We start from the raw sequence: 18,404 nt of genomic DNA, 5'->3' as shown, positions 1-18,404 counted from the left end.
TCAGACCTCCGGCATCAACGAAAAGCGGGCAACCGGTTGCAACAATAGCCGGTTCGAAGAGGCACCAATTGATCCTGGAACCAATGGCAATCCCCGCTTATCATTCCCCACCTCCGAACAGATCACGCGAGCAATCTCCAGCAACGCTTCCCACGCAAACGCAATGATGGCATCGCTCCAGGCTGCAACCAGTTCAGCGGGGCCTTCCAGATCCCCAAAAGTGGCCATAACGAGTCCGCTTGGCGCCTGTTTGGTGCCCACGCCGATGGGTACCGGGATGACCAGCTTGCCGTGTTCCTCGCACTCGACGGTGATGCGCAGTGTTACCACGCCACTGGACAGACCGATGCGGGTTTTGTCGCTGTGAATCAGAAGCTCGCTGGCGCCCTGGGTCCAGACCACCAGTGGCGTTGAATTCCGGGGCAGATCCAATACCAGTCGAACGGTTTCACTGAGAATCCGCTGGGCATCTTTGGTGGGAATAGAGAGCAGATCGGGAGACCGGTTGCCAATATCAAGCAGCAAACCGGTATCAATGCGTTTCAACCAGTCGAATCGGCTGAAGTCGATCGAGGAGAGCTGAACGGAAGTTGCCATAGCAATCCCCCTTGCGGCCAAAAAGTGCGCGGGATCACTGACCGGCAGAGGATCAACTTCCTTTCCTCAGATTGCACGGACTGCACAATCAAAACCCTGTTGCGCGGATTTGGGCCAGCGGCCCAGTAACAGCAAACAGCGTCATGATTTCTTGCTATGACAAGTTTCAGTATATGCAGAGACTGAAAGTTTGCAAAAAATTGGCGTAAAATTCTGGCAGTGGATGCCGGAGTAGAAAAACCCCGGTTCCTGGCCAGGTACGCCAAATTCAGAACGTTGCGTGGTCGTCTACCAGCCCTTGGTTTTTATCGGAAAACCCGAACGCGGCCAGCCTTTTTGGCCCGATACATTGCGCTATCGACGCGAACCAGCACGCCTTTCAAGCTGTCCCCCAAGCTTGGGTAGCCAGTGCAGAAGTCGTCGATTGAAAGCTGAACGCGTAACAAAATGGGGGATTGCCTCTCGAATTCAAGAATCGCTGGTTAAATTCTTCATACTTGCGTCTCAACTGTCATATGATGCAAATTAGATAGCGAATCGACATCTTCTGACAGAGTGCAGACCAGAATCTTTCAGTAGTGGTACCGTGCAGTGGACGACTGAATTGCTCGAAAATAATAAGATATGATGGGGATAAAGCAGGCATGCCGACCACGATTCAAGCGAAGCCTCATGATCACGTCGTCCAGTTCTATCAAGACGACACACGGCTTACCAAAGTCGTCGCCGACTATTTCCGGGCCGGCGCTGATGCCGGTGAACGGCTTGTGGCGTTACTGACTCCGCCCCATCGCGAATCGCTACTTGAGCAACTGGCAGCGGACGGTGTGGATACCAGCAGTCTGATTGCTGAGGGGCAACTGGTTATCCTGGATGCCCGAGCCATGCTTGATCGCATCATGCGCAATGGAGTGCCGGTCCACTCTCTTTTCCGGCAACAGTTGCTTACCCATATTGAGACGTCGCCGTCACAGCCGGTGAGGGCCTTTGGTGAGCTGGTCAATCTCTTGTGCGATGGCGGCAATCCTGCCGCGGCAGTGCAGTTGGAAGCTTTCTGGCATAAGGCCTGTGAGCGCCTCCCACTGACCCTGCTATGCGGCTACGATCTCTATGCTTTTCATCAGGAGGGCGGACAGCAGGCGTTCGCAGCGATCTGCAGCCATCATTCCCATGTTCTTCCGGCGGAGGCATCCTTTCCCACGACAGACAAACATCGGACAAAGGGGATTCCACCGCTATGTCAGCAGCCCGATGGCGGTCAGCCCAAGACTGAGCTGCAAGCTCAGGATAAGCGCGCCCAGGACACCTGTGACCAGATTCTGGCCCAGCTGACGGCTCCCGCCTCCGCAGAGCGGGAGACACTATACTCTGCCCTGGAGGGAGCATTGAGCCGTGGTGAAATGGTTTTGCATTTCCGCCCGGTGGTCTGCGCGCAGACCCGCCAGGTCGTAGGCGTGTCCGTGGTACCTCATTGGCATTCGGACAGCTTCGGTATCATGGCGCCGAACCGGTGGATGGAAGCCGCCAGGGAGACAGGCCAAAGTGCCGCCATCAGTCGCTGGCTGCTGGCCGGGGCCTGCCGCCAGGCCATGGGGTGGTATGTTGTTCCGGGTTCCGGGCTACGGATGACGGTTCCAATTTCCGCCAGTGACCTGATAAGTACCGACCTGATTGCCCGGGTCGATGAGGCGCTCGCGGTCAGTGGGCTTCCCGGAGAGATGCTTGAGTTGGAAGTCTCCGAAGACTCTCTGACAGGTTTTCCTCGGCAGACCGAAAACGCGGTCAGACTCCTGAAGGCCCGGGGCGTGCGCCTTGCCGTTGCCGGCGTTGCAAGTGCGAGTTCCATCCTCCAGCATTTCAGCCATTATCCCATGGATACACTCAGAATCAGCGGCACCATAATTGATGGTTGCCTGGACAATCGTCATCACCAGACAACCATTGAGTCGATGATCGTTATGGCCCATCAGCTGGGACTGTCCGTAACCGCCGACAACGTTTCCACCCGAGAGCAGGTTTCCTACCTACAGGAGCTGGGCTGCGATACCCTGCAAGGCAGACTATGGGCCAGTATGGAGTACTGTGAACCCAAACTGGAGACCGCGGCCCGGGCGGCCAGCGACGCGGACCTGTTTTCCGGAATGGATAGCACCGAAAGCCCAGTAACCAACTGGAAAGAAGGCCACGACCTTCTCAGTGCCATCATGGATACCACGTTGGACGGGCTCGGTGTGCTGGAGTCGATTCGTAACGAGGGTGGCACCATCACGGATTTTCACATTCGCAAGTGCAATCATCGTATGTGTGAAATCGTTGAAAACTCGGCCAGCAATCTGATCGGAAAACATCTGCTGGATATACATCCGGGAACCAAGGAAGAAGGCATTTTTCAGGCCTATTGCGCCGTGGTCGAAACCGGTACGCCCCTGCAGATGGAGACTCACTACCTGCATGAGGGCATGGACCTGAGCCTGCGCATTACCGCTGTCCGACTGGGGGATGGTGTACTGGTCACAATGACCGATATTTCTGCCTTCAAGCATTGAGGTTGACGGCGAATTCGGTCAGGGGCGAGTTGCAAACCGCTTATAGCAAAGGCGCTGACGCGTTAAAATACAGTCCTAAAAAAAACCTGGTCAATCTCACCTACACCCACCCTCTTCAGTCATCGAGTGGCCGGCTGGAGATTACTCGAGCGCGGCTTCTACAGCCTTTAGAAAACCTGCCATATCCACCACCTGCTCCGAACCCGGGTCGACCGTTTTGCCCTTGAGGTCTGCGGTGACAATGCCCCTGTCGACGGTGTCGGTCAGTGCTGCCTTGAGGTTGACGGCGTATTCACTCAGGGGCGCATTGCCTTCGCGCTCACCCAGGGTTTCAAGGGCGTTAGCGAGGGCGAAAATCAGGGCGGAGGGGTTAAAGTGGGCTTCGCGACCGTCGCTCTCCAGGTATTTCAGGTAGAGGTCATGGGCGGTGCCATGGGGCGCCTCGAAGAGCATGGTGCCGTCCTTGCTCTCGATGATGGAGCTGGCGGTGGCAAGGCTACCGCCCAGAGCTGCGGAGATATCGGAGAAAATGTCGCCGTCCAGGTTCTGGGAAGGATAGAGTGCATTTCTCGGAGGATCGGTGATCATCTTTTTGAGCTGGCTCGAGGGGCGCATGATCATGAAAGACGGCGGTGGCGTGTGCTCCCGGGCCAGTTCCCGACGCACTTCGGTGATGACGTTGCTGAAGACCTCGTCGTATTCCATGTACTCGCGTTTGAGGCCGAAGTAGACCTCTTTGTCTTTGCGGGAGGCGTCACGGAACACCTGGGCCACCCAGTCCTTGATCGCTTCATGGTCGTTGGACATGAGGAGCATGGAGTCGCCTTTGCTGACCCGGCGGGCATGTTTCTCTTCGCCGTCAACGATCACCTTGAGGATGCCGTCTTCCTGCGCCGGCATGTTGAAGCTGCCGTACTGGTCGCCGCCGCCGGCGCTCATGCGGGAGATGGACACGTGGGCACCGCGGCTGGGAATACCGAACTCCCGGAGCTGGTTGACCAGTTTGAACAGCTTGCGCCCGGTGGTGTTGTCCGGCACCCCCCACAGCGCGCGCTCTGGCGGGTTGGACACGATGCGCGCGGCCTGGGCGTCGATGAGCTCATAGTAGTAGTTCAGCCCCAGATTCTTGATCTGTTGACGGTAGTCGCTGTGGTAGATGTCTTCAATCACCGTGCGCATGACACCGTCATAGCCAGGGATGACAGTGTCTTTCAGCCCCAGGTAGACGTCCCGTTTCTCGTCAATGGCGCGCTGGAAGAAACGGTGGGCCCAGGCTCTGACGTCCTCCACATCGTTGGTGGCCAGCAGCCAGGGGTCACCCTTGCGGATCTCACGGCGGTGCAGCTCCACCGGGTCGCCGCTGCTGCCCACGAACATCAGCTTGACCACCCCCGTGGCCTGGGAGAGCTGGTTGAAGCTTTCCTTGATCCCGCCGAACTCCATGGTGTCTACTTCGATGTCGCGACCGATCCAGTCCGGCCGGCTGATTTTGAGGTTGCGGAACTGGATGTCCTCACGGGTGATGTTGCCGCTGATGCCCTTGCGGATGGCGCCGTTGGGGGATTTGGTGGCCAGTGGGTGAAGCTTGCCGGAATCCACTTCGGGGTGCTTGCGGAGCAGTTCCTCCAGTTGCTGGCGGTTAACGGTCATGCCGGCATTCTTCACCCCCACGCCATGGCGCTGGAGGGCGTCGATGGCCTCAATCACTGCCTGGCCATTGGTCAGCAGGCGGTGTTCCGCAGACAGGTCGATTTCCTCGAGCTGGATGTCCAGGCGCGCGGCCACGAATTTTTCGAGAATCTGCTCGAAAGCAACCTGAGCCATCTCGTCGCCGTGAAGGATGACCAAAGGCGAGGTCACATTAATCCTGCTGTCCATAGATTTCTCCCTGCGGTATTGGCAGTGTAGGCCGATCTTATTGTGCCTCGGACCGGGTTATCCCCAGCTTCTGGTTGACGGCGTCGCGAATCTCCCGGTATCGATCCGGCTGGCTGATCAATGTATCCAGGTCATCCTCCGGAAAAATCTCATGCTTCTTTTTCTTGGCGTCTTCTTTAGAAAAGATAGACGGTAACAACTGTTCCAGACAGCGCAACATAACCTCGGGCGAAACCGACGCCCCGGGCGATGCCCCCAGTAAAGTCCCGTAAGTCTTGTCCTTGGACACGAGGATTTCTGTGCCCATCTGCAAATCCCCGTCTTTGATGATTTGCACGCGTTGGCCGGCTTCGATCGGTTTCCAGTCAAACTTTCTACTCAAGCCCGGAGCAAAGCTGTCCAGCTCCTCTAACATGCTCTTTTCGCCTTTGAAGGTTTCTGAAACCAAATATTTAACCAGGGGGAAATGCTCTAAGATGACATTCAGCAAGCCAGGGATATCATGCAGACGAATCGAGCTAAGGTAATCAAAAAATCCACGACCTCTCTCAAGAACCGGTTTAAAGGACGCGAAAGGACCAAACAATAGGTAATGCTTACCATTCACCACCCGCAAATCCAGATGCGGCACGGACATGGGAGGCGCGCCCACTTTCGCTTTGCCATAGGTTTTTGCCCGGTAATGCCTGGCCTCTTCTTCGCTGATGGTAGCCTGCAAAAATCGACCGCCCACAGGAAAGCCGGTAAATCGATTCCGGAACGGCAAATGGCTTTTTTTCAAAAGTGGGAATGCACCGCCACCGGCGCCGACAAAAAGCACATCTGCCTTATGTTGAACAGGCTTCCCTTTGTTTTCAGCCTCGATTACCCACCGCCCGGTCGGGCTCTTGTGAACGCGTTTGACATGGGTGCCATACTCGATTTTGACCCCCATATCGTTAACTGCATGCGCCGCCATCTGCTCCGTTAGCGCACCAAAGTTAACATCCGTGCCAGTTTCGATGACGGTAGCAGCCATCTTTTCATGGCGCGGGCGCTCGTCCATGATGTAGGGAATCCAGCTCTTTATTTCATCAAAGTCTTCCGAGTAACGCATGTGCTCAAAAAAGTGATGACCCGACATTTCCTTGAATCGCAATCGCAGTTCTTCAATGGCAGATTCGGAAACGATGGTGCAGTGCTTGGTTTGATTGATAAACGTTTTAGGGTCTTTGATGGCGCCTTTTTCGATCAGGTAAGCCCAAAACTGCTTGGCAACATTGAACTGGGCATGGATCTTCAAAGCTTTTTCTACCGAAATGACCTCTTCATCCACTGGGGTATAGTTGAGCTCACAGTTCGCCTCATGGCCCGTGCCGGCGTTCCAGAATGCCGAAGAGTTTCCCGCCCCGGCACCGTCCAGTCTCTCTAAAATGGTGATATCCAGATCGGGTGCCAGTTCTTTTGCCAACGTGGCAAAAGTGGTTCCCATAATCCCCGCGCCGATGATGATTACGTTCATAGAGTCTACTCGCCAGTGTCAATGTGTCTGAAATTGGTCAACAGAGCCTTCTGGCTCGAAAGTACCATGCTTCCGGCATAGCCTGAAAACCTGCTGCAGTCCTTGCCATCCATCTGAAACAGTTAATTCTGACACCACGTTCCAGGCCATAAATGCTTGATGCTCGCCAACACGCAGGTGTGCGCATCGAGCGCCCGAGACCCTTGGTCAATCCGGCGCTTTTTTACTGGTTTGTCCGAGCCCGATACCAGGACTCGAACTCCTCACCAGCCATGGGCCTGCAGAAAAGGAAGCCTTGTGCCTGCCTGCAGCCCCGGGAGCGTATGTAGTCCAGGGCAGCGGTTGTTTCGATGCCTTCGGCGACCACTTCAAGGTCCAGTGTCCGTCCAAGGGCGAGCATCGCATCGGCGACAGCGCGGCTGCCTGCGTCATCTTCCAATTGGAAGATGAATGATTTGTCGATCTTGATCTTGTCCAATGGCAGGCGTGTCAGGTATGCCAGACTTGAGTGCCCGGTACCAAAGTCATCCAGCAAAATGGTGAGCCCCAGGGCCTTTAGTTGAAACAGGACGCGGATGGCTTGATCAATGTCATGCATTACCGAGGTTTCGGTGAGCTCCAGTTGCAGCCGTGCAGGCTCGATGCCATGCCGACTAATAAGCTGTTTAAAACGATTCACAAAGTCCCGGTCGCGAAACTCGACGGCCGAGACGTTCACGGCAATCGGTATCGGCGGTAGCCCGTTGGCGACCCATGCGTTGGACTGACGGATAGCCTCTTCAAGTACCCATTGGCCAATAGGGTTAATAATGCCCGTGGCCTCTGCAACCGGCACAAAACGCTCGGGGCCTATTTCATCATTACCCAGACGTAGCAGAGCTTCAACGCTGACCACTTCGTAGGTATTTATGTCGAAAACAGGCTGGTAGCACAGGTGGAAGGCGTCTGAATGAAGCGCCCGCTTTAACTCCTGTTCGATGCTGATCTGTTGCTTGGTGCCTGCGGCGAATTTTGACGAATAGAACTGGTAATTATTGCGGCCTGCCTGTTTCGCATGATACATCGCCGCATCGGCATGGCTGACCAGAGTATCTATGTCCTTTCCGTCGCGAGGGAAAATGCTGATCCCGATGGAGGACGAAACAAAGAGCGCCAGTTCACCCACCTCATAGGGCTCACTAATTATCCGAGCGAGATGGCGGGCAACATCTGCGGCATAGGAAGGCAGTCTGATGTCCTGGAGCAGAACCACAAACTCGTCGCCTCCCATACGAATCACCAGGTCTTCAGCGCGGAGGTTGCGTGAAAGTCTTTGGGCGATCTTCTTTAGAACTTGGTCGCCGATGTCGTGCCCATGAGTGTCGTTGATAGGCTTGAATCGGTCCAGGTCCAGAAAAAGAACCGCTGCATATTGTGAGGTTCGCAGGTTATGGGGCAGGAGGTGAGCTGCGTATTCGAACAGCATGGCCCTGTTGGGCAAGCCGGTTAACAGGTCGTGCAGCGACGCGTGACGAATTTCTTCTTCAGATTGCTTGCGCACGGTGATGTCCCTGAAGAAAACCGAGAGTCCCTCATCGAGGGCTGGGTAAGCCCGCACTTCCACCCAGGCTTCGCTACCATCGGGAAGCTTGTGAAATGATTCGACAATGCCGGCCTCGTGGGTTCGTCTCACTCGATTGAACAGGTCTTCTACACCAGTACCGCGCATTTCCGGCCATACCTCCCAATGGTCTCTGCCGATGACCTCAGAAGCGGTACGCTGGGTAATACGCATGGCTTCAGCATTAACATGGGTTATAGTCCAGTCAGCGGCTATTGAGCCGAAGCCCTCCGTCATGCTGTCGAGAATATGCTTGCTGTGGTCCCGCTCCCGGCGCAGCTCTGCCTGGACACGGGCGGATTCAATCGCAGCCCATGTCCAGTCCACAACATCCTTGGCAAGGGCTATTTCTTCTGCGGACCAGTGATGGATTTCGGAATCGTGTATGCCCAGCAAAAACGGCAACGACCCGTGCTTGGTGACTGAAATGGCCAGCACCGCCTTTATGTCTCTGTCCTGGTACGCCCGGAGATAGTCGACAGAACGCTCGTCGTTGGTCACATCTCCAAGTGCAAAGACCTGCACAGACTTGACCTGAGCCTCAACCACAGGGCCCAACTCCTCCCATTGCAGCTTGGCCCCAACCATTGAGCCTGCGCCCTCCTTGCTCCATCCAGATCCTACGGTCACGGTTTTGCCTGACTCCGTAAATTCCCCATAGAATACGCGGGTAACTCCCAAAAATCGGCCCAACAACTCGCTTGCAGTGGCCATGACCTCCACCGGGCCCTGGAGCGAACGAAGGCGATCCGTCAGTTTCAAACGGAAACTCTTTCTCCGCTCAGTCGCTTTCAGCCGGCGCAAGGTATCGGACAGCTCACCGTTGACCCGCTCCAGCTCTTCCTGGGCCCGGACCTGATCCGTAACGTCTGTGCCTTCCGCAAAAATGCCATTGACTGTGCTGTCCGCTCCAAATATCGGGCGATAAACAAAGTCGAGGATTCGCTCTGTAGCCGGGCTATTCGGGGAGAGTTGGACCTCATACCTTGCATGCTTTGCCCTGTAGATTTCACCGGTGGAATAAACCTGATCCAGCATGTCGCCAAAGCCCTGCTCAACAGCATCGGGCAAGGCCTCTCTAATAGTTTTACCCAATACCGGACGATGGCCCACCAGTTGCGAATGACTGGGGTTGGCGAACTCATATCGATGGTCTGGCCCACTTGTTGCCACCATTAACGCAGATGCCTGATTGAACATCTGAGTCAGTTGGTCAACCTTTGTGTCGCGCGCCTGAGAGGCAAAAATGATCTCTTCTGTGGCTTCGCTGCAGATTACAAGCACCCCGCCGACCCCAAAGGGGGCACTGGCATCATCTACAGGGCTGAAACTGTATGTCCAGCAGACGTCTTCTTGCCGACCATGGCGGGTAAAGCGTAGCTTGTGGTTGACTTGGCTGACGGTGCCCCGCCCAGCCATAACGCGCCCAATATCTGCGCCTATCACGGCCCAGGTTTCCGGCCAGACCTTACTTGCAGGCTGCCCGAGCGAGTCGGGGTGCTGGTCGGAGCCGAGAGCTTGGAGAAAGGCGTTATTATAGAGCCAGGCGCCGTCTTCGCCCCACAGAGCCGTCATCGGCTGCGCTGTGTTAAGCATAAGGCGCACCAGGGTACGCAGGGATTGTGGCCACTGTTGAGGGCAGCCCAGTGAACTATCGGACCAGTCATGGTCGCGGATCAACTGGCCCATTTCGTCCCCGTCCGCGAGAAAATCAAGTGAAGAAGTTGTGGTCCTGCTTGCTTGCTCTGACATGTTTCGGCTTGGATCTCGGAAATAGGCTTTGGGACCAGTCTACCCTGTTGCTGCGCCGCTGTAGAGCGACGCTAAACGTGGCAGCCAGGTACTGGGTTGCCAGCCAGCATCAATTCCAATTCCAATGCCTCGCCATCGTCTCTATCTCTGATGCTGGCAAAGGCCGGCTGAAATAGTAGCCCTGGAATTGGTCACAATGGTGTTGCCGAAGATATTCCAGCTGGGCTGCTGTTTCGACACCCTCGGCAATCACTTTCATTTGCAGATTGTGACCGAGGCCGATAATCGCCAACGCAACGGCTGCATCGTCGGGGACGCTCATGATGTTGGGGATAAATGCAATGTCAATTTTCAGTTTATCGATCGGAAAGCGACGCAAATAGGCCAGGCTCGAAAAGCCAGTGCCGAAGTCATCGATTGAAATCTGAATACCCAACTGCTTCATATTTTTCAGTGTGGTAATGGTGCATTCAGAATCGGCCATCAGAGAGCTTTCAGTCAGCTCCAGCTCGAGCAACTCGCCATTAATGCCATTTTTGCTCAAACCGGCACGTATATCTGCCTCCAGACAGCCCTCCAGGAAATGACGCCCGGCCACGTTAACAGACACCTGAACAGGGCCGATATCGGTGTGCATCCAAGCGCCAATTTGCTTGCAGACAGTAGTGATCACCCAGCTCCCTACCCTTACAATCAGGCCAGTTTCTTCCAGCATCGGAAGAAAGGCCTCAGGTGACACCAGGCCATGGCCCGGCCGCTCCCAGCGTAGCAGCGCCTCCAGCCCGACGACACGACCGCTGCTGAACTGGACTTTGGGCTGGTAATGCAGCACAAACTCATCATTTTCGATCGCTTGGCGCAGAGCCGTTTCGAGCTCCAGCCGCGCAACCATTTCGGTATTCATCTGCGTGGTAAAGAAACGGAAGGTGTCGCGCCCCGCCTGCTTGGCTTGATACATTGCGGTGTCGGCGAACTTGATCAGGGTATCGGCGTTGTCAGCATCATCGGGGTAGAGGGTAATGCCGATGCTTGCCGTCACTGTCACCTCATGGCCCTGCAGGCTGAACGGCGCGCCGAGGGCATAGCGGATCTTGGTGGCGACCCGCGGCGCCTCCTGCGGCCCATTCGGCATTAAGAGAATCACGGCAAATTCGTCGCCGCCCAGACGCCCGACCGTGTCCCGTACGCGCACGCAATGCAGCAGCCGTGCGCTGATCTGGCTTAGCAACTCATCGCCTGCGGCATGACCGATGGTGTCGTTAATATTCTTGAAATGATCCAGATCAATAAACATGATTGCAACTGTCATGGCTTTATCAGTCGCCAGCACCAGTGTCCGCCTGAGCGTTTCGTAAAACAGCATACGATTGGGTAGCCCGGTTACTGTGTCGTAGTGGGCTAATTGATACATTCGTTGCTCGGCCTGCTTGCGGTCGGTGATATCGCGCAAAACCCCGACAATAACCATGGAATCGCCCGAGCATATGGCGTGCCGGCGCATTTCCACCAGCACCCGGGAACCATCCTTGCGCGTGGCAAACAGCTCTTCGTGAGAGCCGGCAGGGATTTCGGCAATAATGGCGTCTAATTCACACCCGAGCTGTTGCCGCGTAATCGAACTGAGTTCGGCAGGGTCGAGATCAAAAAATTCCTCCCGTGAATAGCCAAACAGCTTGCATGCTGTCGCGTTGACCTCGATAAAGCGCTGGCTGGCGCGATCAATCAGAAAAATCGCATCGGCAGTCGCATCCATGGCGCTCTGGAAACGCTGCAGAGTTGCGGTGCGCGCCTGCACTTGCCGCTCCAGCCTCAAGCTATGGTTGATCAAAAAGTCGCCGAGCGTCTTCAGGCGCAACAGGTTCCGCACTCGCAACCAGAGTTCGGCGCGATCCACAGGCTTGGTCAGGAATTCCTCCGCGCCCGCGCTAAGGCCGTCCAAACGGGCCTGACGATCGATCTGCGCGGTCAGCATAATGATCGGGATATGCGAGGTCAGCTCGTTCGCCTTAATCGTCCGGGCAACCTCATAGCCGTCCATGCCAGGCATAATGATATCGAGCAAGATCAGGTCAGGTGATTGTTCGGCGACGATATTCAGGGCGTCCTCACCACTGGCGGCCATGACGGTTTGGTAACCCTCCGGGCGAAGCAGTGCATCCAACAGTCTGCAGTTCTTTGGTTCGTCATCGACAATGAGTATGGTGGCGGTAGCGGCGGTGGCACGCTCCGCGGTGAGGGCGGCGGCGACATTGCTGGTAATGCTCAACCGTCTCATCGGCTGCGTCCATAGGACTTGGCCAGCTGCGCATCAATAATTGCATACAGCGCCGGGTAGCGCAGGGGCTTGGCGATATACCCGTCGCAGCCGGCAAGCTCGCTTTTTTCCTTGTCCGCTTTCATCGCCATTGCCGTCAGCGCAATGACCGGAATGTGTGCGGTATCGGGGTCCTCCTTGAGTAGCGCGGTCGCAGACAGGCCATCCATACCGGGAAGCTGGATATCCATCAGGATCAGGTCCGGTTTATCCGCGCGTGCCAGGGCTACGCCGGTTTCGGCATCGACTGCGCATTGCACCTCGTGCCCGACTTTGTGCAAGAGCAGCAATGCCAGCTTCGTGTTAGCCGAATTATCTTCTACGAGAAGTATTCTGGCCATTAGGGATTCCTCGATTTGGTGGGCAGCAGCGCGCGCCGGACTTCGGCGATAAAACGTACCTGGCAAAAGACCGACTTTTCGACAATATTGATGACCTGATCCGGGTTGTTACTCAGCGCGGCACGGTCCATCGCCGTAATCGTCTTGGCCGCCACCACCAGGATGGCTATATGCGCCGTTGCGGGATTGCGCTGGAGGACTTCGACCACCTCAAAGCCATTGACCTGCGGCATCATCAGGTCGAGCAGGATCAGGTCCGGCCGCAAACGCTGCGCCAGCGTGATTGCTTCGGCCCCGCCATAGGCGCGTACCACCGCGTAAGCCGGGGTGGGCAGGAATGCCGCAATCACTTCGACAGCCTTGGAATCATCGTCCACCACCAGGATGGTGTGGGTTTTTTGCTCATCGGGCTGTAGCCCCAGACCTGACAGTGACGCTTGCAGGTGAGTCCGGCTGATGGGCTTTTGCATGATCACGGACGCGCTCGGCGGCATGCTCTGATGCTGCGCCGACAAGAACATCAAGCTTCTCTTGGTTGCCATCGGTTGCGGTCACGGGAAGCGGCAACCAGGCGGCGAAACGAGCACCCTGCCCTTCGGCGCTGGCCACTGCGACTGTTCCGCCATGCAATTCGGCGAGCTGTTTGACCATGGCAAGGCCCAGCCCGGTGCCCTCATACTGGCGTGCCAGGCTACTATCAATCTGGCTGAAGGCCATGAACAGCTTGCTCATGTCGGCGACGGAAATACCGATCCCGCTGTCGCTGACGCAAATTTCGAGGAAGTCTTCGTATTCGCTGTCTGCTAACTCGAAGCCCTGAATGGCCCACTCGCCCGGCAACTGGCCGACGCGGGTGCGCCCGACCCTTCTGGCGCCGAGAGTCACGCCTGCGCCAGGCGGACTGAACTTAACGGCGTTCGAGAGCAGGTTGTAGACGATCTGCTTGGTCTTGCGCATATCGAGAAGCGGTACGCCCAGGTCTTCCCCGATGTCGAGTTCAAGGGTGATGTTCTGGGCCGCGGCTTTTTCCTTGACGATCGACAGGCTGTTCGACAACAACGTATCCAGATCGACCGGTTCGAGTTCGAGCGCCATCATGCCGGCCTCAATCTTCGACAGGTCCAGGATGTCGTTGATCAGCGACAGCAGGTGCTGGCCGCTGGTAAAAATATCGTTAATGTACTCATGCTGATCTTGGGAAATGTCGCCCACCAGGCCGTCCTTGAGCGCCTCCGAAAATCCGATGATGGCGTTAAGGGGCGTGCGCAGCTCATGGGACATGGTGGCCAGCGCGGTGCTGGCCTGTTCCAGTTCGGCGTTTTTTTCCTGCAGGGTGCGCTCCCAACGCTGGCGCGCAGTATTGTCGGTGCCAATCAACAGATAACCGATAATTTGCTCGTCGGGGTCGCGCAGGGCCGTCACCGATACCATAGCGGGAAAGCGACTGCCGTCCTTGCGCACATAGGTCAGCTCATAAATATCTTCGATACCACGGGAGGCCTTGAATACCAGCGCCTCAAACCCGGGCGAAATCGACTCTCCCAGCTCCCGGCTCAGGGCATCGGCGCGGTCGATAAGCTCCTGCGGGTCCGAGATATCGGCCGGTGTGATCCTGTTCACCACATCCGAAGCTGCAAAGCCCAGCATGCGCTCTGCACCCACATTGAAAATCTGGATGACGCCTTTTTCATCGGTGGCAATGCTGGAGAAATAGGCACTGTTAAAAATGGCGTCCTGCAAGGCACCGGTCTTGATCTCTGCAATTTGCCGCTGTGATTCGGTGATGGCGTCGCCGGGCTCATCCTCCGGGCCAATGTCTGGAGGGCCCGTGTGGTCAATAGCTTGTTGCATGAACAGTTACACCGGTAAGTAGCACTACTATTCAAGGCGGTGCCACTGTGGGTAGGCTCACGGAACGCTGGACTGAGTGTCGCAGAATCAGGCAAGAGGATGGGGAAACAGCCATACGCATACGCAGGCAAACTAACTAGAGCTGGAGTGTAGCCTAATGCATGCGATTGTGCTGCCGAGATTTTCAGGCCACGCGCTCATCACATATCATGCTCAACGATATCGGCAAAGCTGTTCCTGATCGTTCCGGGGTCAAATCTGCAATGTCACTGGTAGACTTTGGCCATCAGGTAAAGGATCGTTTGGCACAACGGACAGGCCTGCCAATCGGCATTGACCTATAAATTTTTCTCGCTCAATGCGCCCGATGATCGTTGGCAATTGCCGTTCACCAGGTTTGCCAGATAGGTTTCCAGGGGTTCGGGCTTGGCAATGCCATAGCCCTGGACGTAGTCCACCCCGAGCTCAAGTAGCTCATGCAATACACTGGCGCTCTCGACGAATTCGGCAATCGTCTTCAAGCCCATAACATGACCAATATTGTTGATGGCCGCCACCATGGCATGATCGATTGGATCGTTTGCCAAATTCTTGATAAACGTGCCATCGATTTTCAGGTAGTCCACCGGTAAGTTCTTCAGGTAGCCGAATGAGGACATCCCGCTCCCGAAGTCGTCCAGAGAAAAACGACACCCGAGTGTCTTCAGAGACTGGATGATGTGGCGCGCATTGGCCAGATTGGCTATAGCTTCTGTTTCGGTAATCTCGAAACAGATTATCTGGGGTAAAACAGTAAAACGCTTAAAGCAATCGTTTATGAACTGCAGGAAGCCCTCATCCCCCAAAGATGCCCCCGATAGGTTTATCGAACAGGTCGTAACGCGTTCGGAGCCCCACATTGCAAGCTTGGAGAAGGCCGTCTTGAGCACCCATTGATCGATGCCAACCATCAAGTTATAGCGCTCCGCGGTCGGAATGAAGGCCATGGGCGGAACCAGTTTCCCGTCTTTGTCGACCAGGCGCAGCAACACCTCGAAATGCGCCCCGTCTTCTTCGGGACGCTCGGATGGATCAGACGACGTCGGCACAATGGCCTGGCAATGCAAACGGAAACGGTCTTCCTCAAACGCCTCCCGGATGCGCCCGACCCATTGCGTTTGCCGAAACCTGTGGGCCAGTGCCTGGTCATCACTGCTGTAGAGATGGATCCTGTTGCGGCCATTCTCCTTGGCCAGATAGCAGGCATTGTCGGCGGCGTTGAGCAGATCCGCCAGAGACCAGCTACTGTCGCTGAAGTTGACCTGGCCAATACTGAGACCGACGCGAAAAGGCTTTCCATCCCAGGTGAAATTAAGTTCCTCGAGTTCTTCTTTGAGTGCACTGGCAATGCGCTTGGCAACGGGCACGGGGCAGTCCTGCAGCAGGACCCCAAACTCGTCGCCTCCCAAGCGCGCCAGCAGATCGGAATGTCTGAGATGTCCCTGAAGTACCGGGCCGAGGGTGCGCAACAAGGCATCCCCCGCCAGGTGTCCACAGGTATCGTTGATCACCTTGAACTGGTCCAGATCCATGAACAAAAGGCTGTGGGAACCATCCATCCCCCCGGGCGCCTCCAGCAGGTTACGCAATCGTTGCTCAAATGCCTGCCGATTGAGCAGCCCTGTAAGACCGTCGTGGTTTGCCTGGTGGGTTACCTTTGCCGCTAATTTGCGAGCATGGGTGACGTCATGAAACACCATGACAGCCCCGATGAGCCGACCACCCCGATCACGTATTGGCGCAGCGGAGTCTTCAATCGCAAACTCTGTACCATCCCGGTGCAACAGTACCGTATGGTTCGCTAACCCCACGGTGTGTCCATAAGCCAATACGCGCGCAACGGGGTTCTCTGCCGGTTCGCGAGTCTGCTCATTAAAAATACGAAAAACCTCAATCATTGGCCGCCCCCGGGACTCGGCTTCGGACCACCCAGTGAGGGTTTCCGCAATGGGGTTCAGGTAGTTGACCTTACCTTCGGTATCGGTCGTGATGACTGCATCACCGATACAATGGAGGGTCACCTGGGCCAGTTCTTTTTCAGCAAACAGCTGGCTCTCTGCATGCTGGCGACGGGCGACCTCCCGGTTGAGGTCGTTTACGCGCCGGGTGATCTCGATAAAGCGCTGATTGGCCGTACTCTCGACATCGCAGCGTACGATGACTTGAGCTGGCGAGTCCTTGGCTCCCTGACGCCGTGCTCCGTAGGTCGTGTATCGCTCACCGTTTGGACTGCTGACCACGACCAGGCCCCGGATAAAATCCCCACTCCGGACCCAAAGCCTTAGAGAAGAATCCAGCTTAGCCGGATCGTTCGCCAGGTCATGCAGCTGGCTTCCATTTGCCAAGCCTCTGAATGCCCTCAGCGCGGCATGGTTCATATCAATGATCTTACCGTGCGCGGACAGCAGCAGAAGGGGCTCTGGAAGCAGGTCATCCCACGATTTTTTGTTCATGTTCAACCCAAGCGTGGCGTTAAGATTGGAAATATTCCTTTCCTGGCGCAGCTTCGGAGTCTGCGCTGGAGTGGAGGTAAACAATCACTCGGCATCCCGGATCACCCCGGGCTATGGTTTCTTCTAACGTTACTTTGGCGTAGCCGAGACTTTGGGAGGCGATAATGCCGAATACGTTGCTCGTCATCATGCACATGGAGGAGCGTCCTGCCACTTTCTCGGCAAAGGGACAGGCCCGGTTACCAAGCACAATGCGATCGTCATTCTGCTCGATAATGTAGAAGTCGCCTTTGATCCTCTTTTTCAGGTCTACGAGCACGTCTGCGACCTGAGGGCGAGTCAGATTGGAAACACCCAGGGCTCTTTTATAGTCGAGGTCCATTTGATTCCCCATATTCTGGCCGACGATGCTGATAAAACCGGCTGCCTCTTTAAGCCCTACGACATCTTCCAGCACGCCGGAAAGTTCCCGTATCAAGTTGCGAAGAAAGAGATCTCTTTCCAAGGGTATGTCCAGCTGGTTAAGGGGGATGCGTGTGGGACCGGTATCAACCGTTGCCATGATTGGCTCCTGTTGGTTGGTAAGGACGAACGGACCAGGATTGCGCGCGGGGATGACTGATGAAGAATGCCTCTGATTAGGTTGCAATGTAACCGCCGATTAGCAGCATACAACAATGCAAGAGTGTGTTGGATCACTAAGTCCTTACAGTCTGGTTACTTATAGCCCTTGCACGAAATGACCGGTGGCAAAGGCCAGGCCGGCTGCTGTGGTGCCCATGAACAATGTACGCAGTCCCGAGCACCAGGCCGGCAGGCCATATACCGCACTCTTAAGCATACCAATACCGAGGAATACAGCCCCGGCCAGTCCTAGACTGGCCAGGAATTGCGCGGTGCTCCCCAGCCCAGGTAATGCATAGGGCAGCAATGGCAAAGTACCGACTGCCAAAAAAGCAGCAAAGGTAGCCAACGCTGAACGGAGTGGGCTAAGTCCAACAGACGAAAGGCCATACTCCTCTCGCATCATGGTTGCCACCCACACATCTTTATCGTTGCATAGCACTTCAACGACTTGCTCAAGCAGCTCTCCCTCGAAACCCTTTGCACGAAACAGTTGGCGAACCTCTTCGCGCTCGCCTTCAGGCACCAGGTCAATATGCTGACGCTCGGTGCGCTCAGCGCTTGCGATCTGAGCCAGTTGCGCCTGGCCGGCCTCATAGTTGCTCACTGCCATGCTGAAGCCATCGGCAAGCAAGTTGGCAAAGCCCAGCACCAGCGCCACCTGTGGCGAGAAACCCGCGCCGAAAGCACCAGAAACCACTGCAAAGGTAGTAACACAGCCATCAATGCCGCCGAGCACAGCATCGGGTAGTGTCGACGCCCTCACTGGAGTGGCCAGCCGGTCGTGCACCGCCGTAGGTTGGTGGTCACCGAGGAGCCGCTCACGGCTTGGGGTTGGCATAACGAAGCCTCCTGCTGGTCCGGGAAGGATGACCTTAGGAGTATATGCAACTTTCGGTGCTTTTGAC

12 protein-coding genes are annotated in these 18,404 nt (G+C 55.9%); 1 reads left to right on the top strand and 11 read right to left on the bottom strand.

The window, feature by feature from the left end:
- On the bottom strand, positions 1 to 597 hold the full coding sequence (locus F6Y09_RS12955) for a hypothetical protein (protein WP_152207341.1): 597 nt from the start codon (positions 595 to 597) through the stop codon (positions 1 to 3).
- A 644-nt stretch (positions 598 to 1,241) separates the two neighbouring features.
- Between F6Y09_RS12955 and F6Y09_RS12950 the strand changes: the two genes are divergently transcribed.
- Positions 1,242 to 3,143 (top strand): EAL domain-containing protein, encoded by a 1,902-nt coding sequence (locus F6Y09_RS12950; RefSeq protein ID WP_152207340.1) that lies wholly within the window; start codon positions 1,242 to 1,244, stop codon positions 3,141 to 3,143.
- A 141-nt stretch (positions 3,144 to 3,284) separates the two neighbouring features.
- On the opposite strand, the gene F6Y09_RS12945 is transcribed toward F6Y09_RS12950, so the two are convergent.
- From F6Y09_RS12945 to F6Y09_RS12900, 10 genes are all read right to left on the bottom strand, one after another.
- On the bottom strand, positions 3,285 to 5,021 hold the full coding sequence (locus F6Y09_RS12945; protein ID WP_152207339.1) for an isocitrate/isopropylmalate family dehydrogenase: 1,737 nt from the start codon (positions 5,019 to 5,021) through the stop codon (positions 3,285 to 3,287).
- A gap of 37 nt (positions 5,022 to 5,058) precedes the next feature.
- Positions 5,059 to 6,522 carry a malate:quinone oxidoreductase gene (locus F6Y09_RS12940; protein WP_152207338.1) on the bottom strand — a complete coding sequence of 488 codons (1,464 nt, stop codon included), beginning with the start codon at positions 6,520 to 6,522 and terminating at the stop codon, positions 5,059 to 5,061.
- Positions 6,523 to 6,745: 223 nt separating this feature from the next.
- Entirely contained in the window at positions 6,746 to 9,811 is a 3,066-nt protein-coding gene (locus F6Y09_RS12935) for an EAL domain-containing protein (protein WP_179959412.1), read from the bottom strand.
- A gap of 172 nt (positions 9,812 to 9,983) precedes the next feature.
- Entirely contained in the window at positions 9,984 to 12,149 is a 2,166-nt protein-coding gene (locus F6Y09_RS12930) for an EAL domain-containing response regulator (RefSeq protein ID WP_152207336.1), read from the bottom strand.
- Positions 12,146 to 12,529 carry a response regulator gene (locus F6Y09_RS12925; RefSeq protein ID WP_152207335.1) on the bottom strand — a complete coding sequence of 128 codons (384 nt, stop codon included), beginning with the start codon at positions 12,527 to 12,529 and terminating at the stop codon, positions 12,146 to 12,148. The genes F6Y09_RS12930 and F6Y09_RS12925 overlap by 4 nt, the downstream gene beginning before the upstream one ends.
- Positions 12,529 to 12,999, bottom strand: coding sequence for a response regulator (locus tag F6Y09_RS12920; RefSeq protein ID WP_179959411.1), 471 nt, complete (start codon positions 12,997 to 12,999; stop codon positions 12,529 to 12,531). The genes F6Y09_RS12925 and F6Y09_RS12920 overlap by 1 nt, the downstream gene beginning before the upstream one ends.
- The gene (locus F6Y09_RS12915; protein ID WP_152207333.1) at positions 12,932 to 14,380 is read right to left on the bottom strand and encodes a sensor histidine kinase; all 1,449 of its coding nucleotides are present in this window, start codon (positions 14,378 to 14,380) and stop codon (positions 12,932 to 12,934) included. Before F6Y09_RS12915 ends, F6Y09_RS12920 begins: the two co-directional genes overlap by 68 nt.
- Positions 14,381 to 14,718: 338 nt before the next feature.
- Complete coding sequence (locus tag F6Y09_RS12910) at positions 14,719 to 16,872, bottom strand: EAL domain-containing protein (protein WP_152207332.1); 2,154 nt, start codon at positions 16,870 to 16,872, stop codon at positions 14,719 to 14,721.
- A gap of 19 nt (positions 16,873 to 16,891) precedes the next feature.
- The gene (locus F6Y09_RS12905) at positions 16,892 to 17,434 is read right to left on the bottom strand and encodes a methanogen output domain 1-containing protein (RefSeq protein ID WP_152207331.1); all 543 of its coding nucleotides are present in this window, start codon (positions 17,432 to 17,434) and stop codon (positions 16,892 to 16,894) included.
- A 159-nt stretch (positions 17,435 to 17,593) separates the two neighbouring features.
- Positions 17,594 to 18,337, bottom strand: coding sequence for a VIT1/CCC1 transporter family protein (locus tag F6Y09_RS12900; RefSeq protein WP_152207330.1), 744 nt, complete (start codon positions 18,335 to 18,337; stop codon positions 17,594 to 17,596).
- Positions 18,338 to 18,404 lie beyond the last annotated feature (67 nt).

The organism is Marinobacter changyiensis, assembly GCF_009193265.1.
Lineage (GTDB): Bacteria > Pseudomonadota > Gammaproteobacteria > Pseudomonadales > Oleiphilaceae > Marinobacter > Marinobacter changyiensis.
Note: the sequence above shows the minus strand (reverse complement) of the source record. Positions and strands in the feature narration are given on the sequence as shown.

Excerpts from the sequence above, each read along its gene's own strand:
- F6Y09_RS12955 (WP_152207341.1), bottom strand. The coding sequence starts at position 597 with ATGGCAACTTCCGTTCAGCTCTCCTCGATCGACTTCAGCCGATTCGAC.
- F6Y09_RS12950 (WP_152207340.1), top strand. The coding sequence starts at position 1,242 with ATGCCGACCACGATTCAAGCGAAGCCTCATGATCACGTCGTCCAGTTC.
- F6Y09_RS12945 (WP_152207339.1), bottom strand. The coding sequence starts at position 5,021 with ATGGACAGCAGGATTAATGTGACCTCGCCTTTGGTCATCCTTCACGGC.
- F6Y09_RS12940 (WP_152207338.1), bottom strand. The coding sequence starts at position 6,522 with ATGAACGTAATCATCATCGGCGCGGGGATTATGGGAACCACTTTTGCC.
- F6Y09_RS12935 (WP_179959412.1), bottom strand. The coding sequence starts at position 9,811 with ATGGGCCAGTTGATCCGCGACCATGACTGGTCCGATAGTTCACTGGGC.
- F6Y09_RS12930 (WP_152207336.1), bottom strand. The coding sequence starts at position 12,149 with ATGAGACGGTTGAGCATTACCAGCAATGTCGCCGCCGCCCTCACCGCG.
- F6Y09_RS12925 (WP_152207335.1), bottom strand. The coding sequence starts at position 12,529 with ATGGCCAGAATACTTCTCGTAGAAGATAATTCGGCTAACACGAAGCTG.
- F6Y09_RS12920 (WP_179959411.1), bottom strand. The coding sequence starts at position 12,999 with ATGCAAAAGCCCATCAGCCGGACTCACCTGCAAGCGTCACTGTCAGGT.
- F6Y09_RS12915 (WP_152207333.1), bottom strand. The coding sequence starts at position 14,380 with ATGCAACAAGCTATTGACCACACGGGCCCTCCAGACATTGGCCCGGAG.
- F6Y09_RS12910 (WP_152207332.1), bottom strand. The coding sequence starts at position 16,872 with ATGAACAAAAAATCGTGGGATGACCTGCTTCCAGAGCCCCTTCTGCTG.
- F6Y09_RS12905 (WP_152207331.1), bottom strand. The coding sequence starts at position 17,434 with ATGGCAACGGTTGATACCGGTCCCACACGCATCCCCCTTAACCAGCTG.
- F6Y09_RS12900 (WP_152207330.1), bottom strand. The coding sequence starts at position 18,337 with ATGCCAACCCCAAGCCGTGAGCGGCTCCTCGGTGACCACCAACCTACG.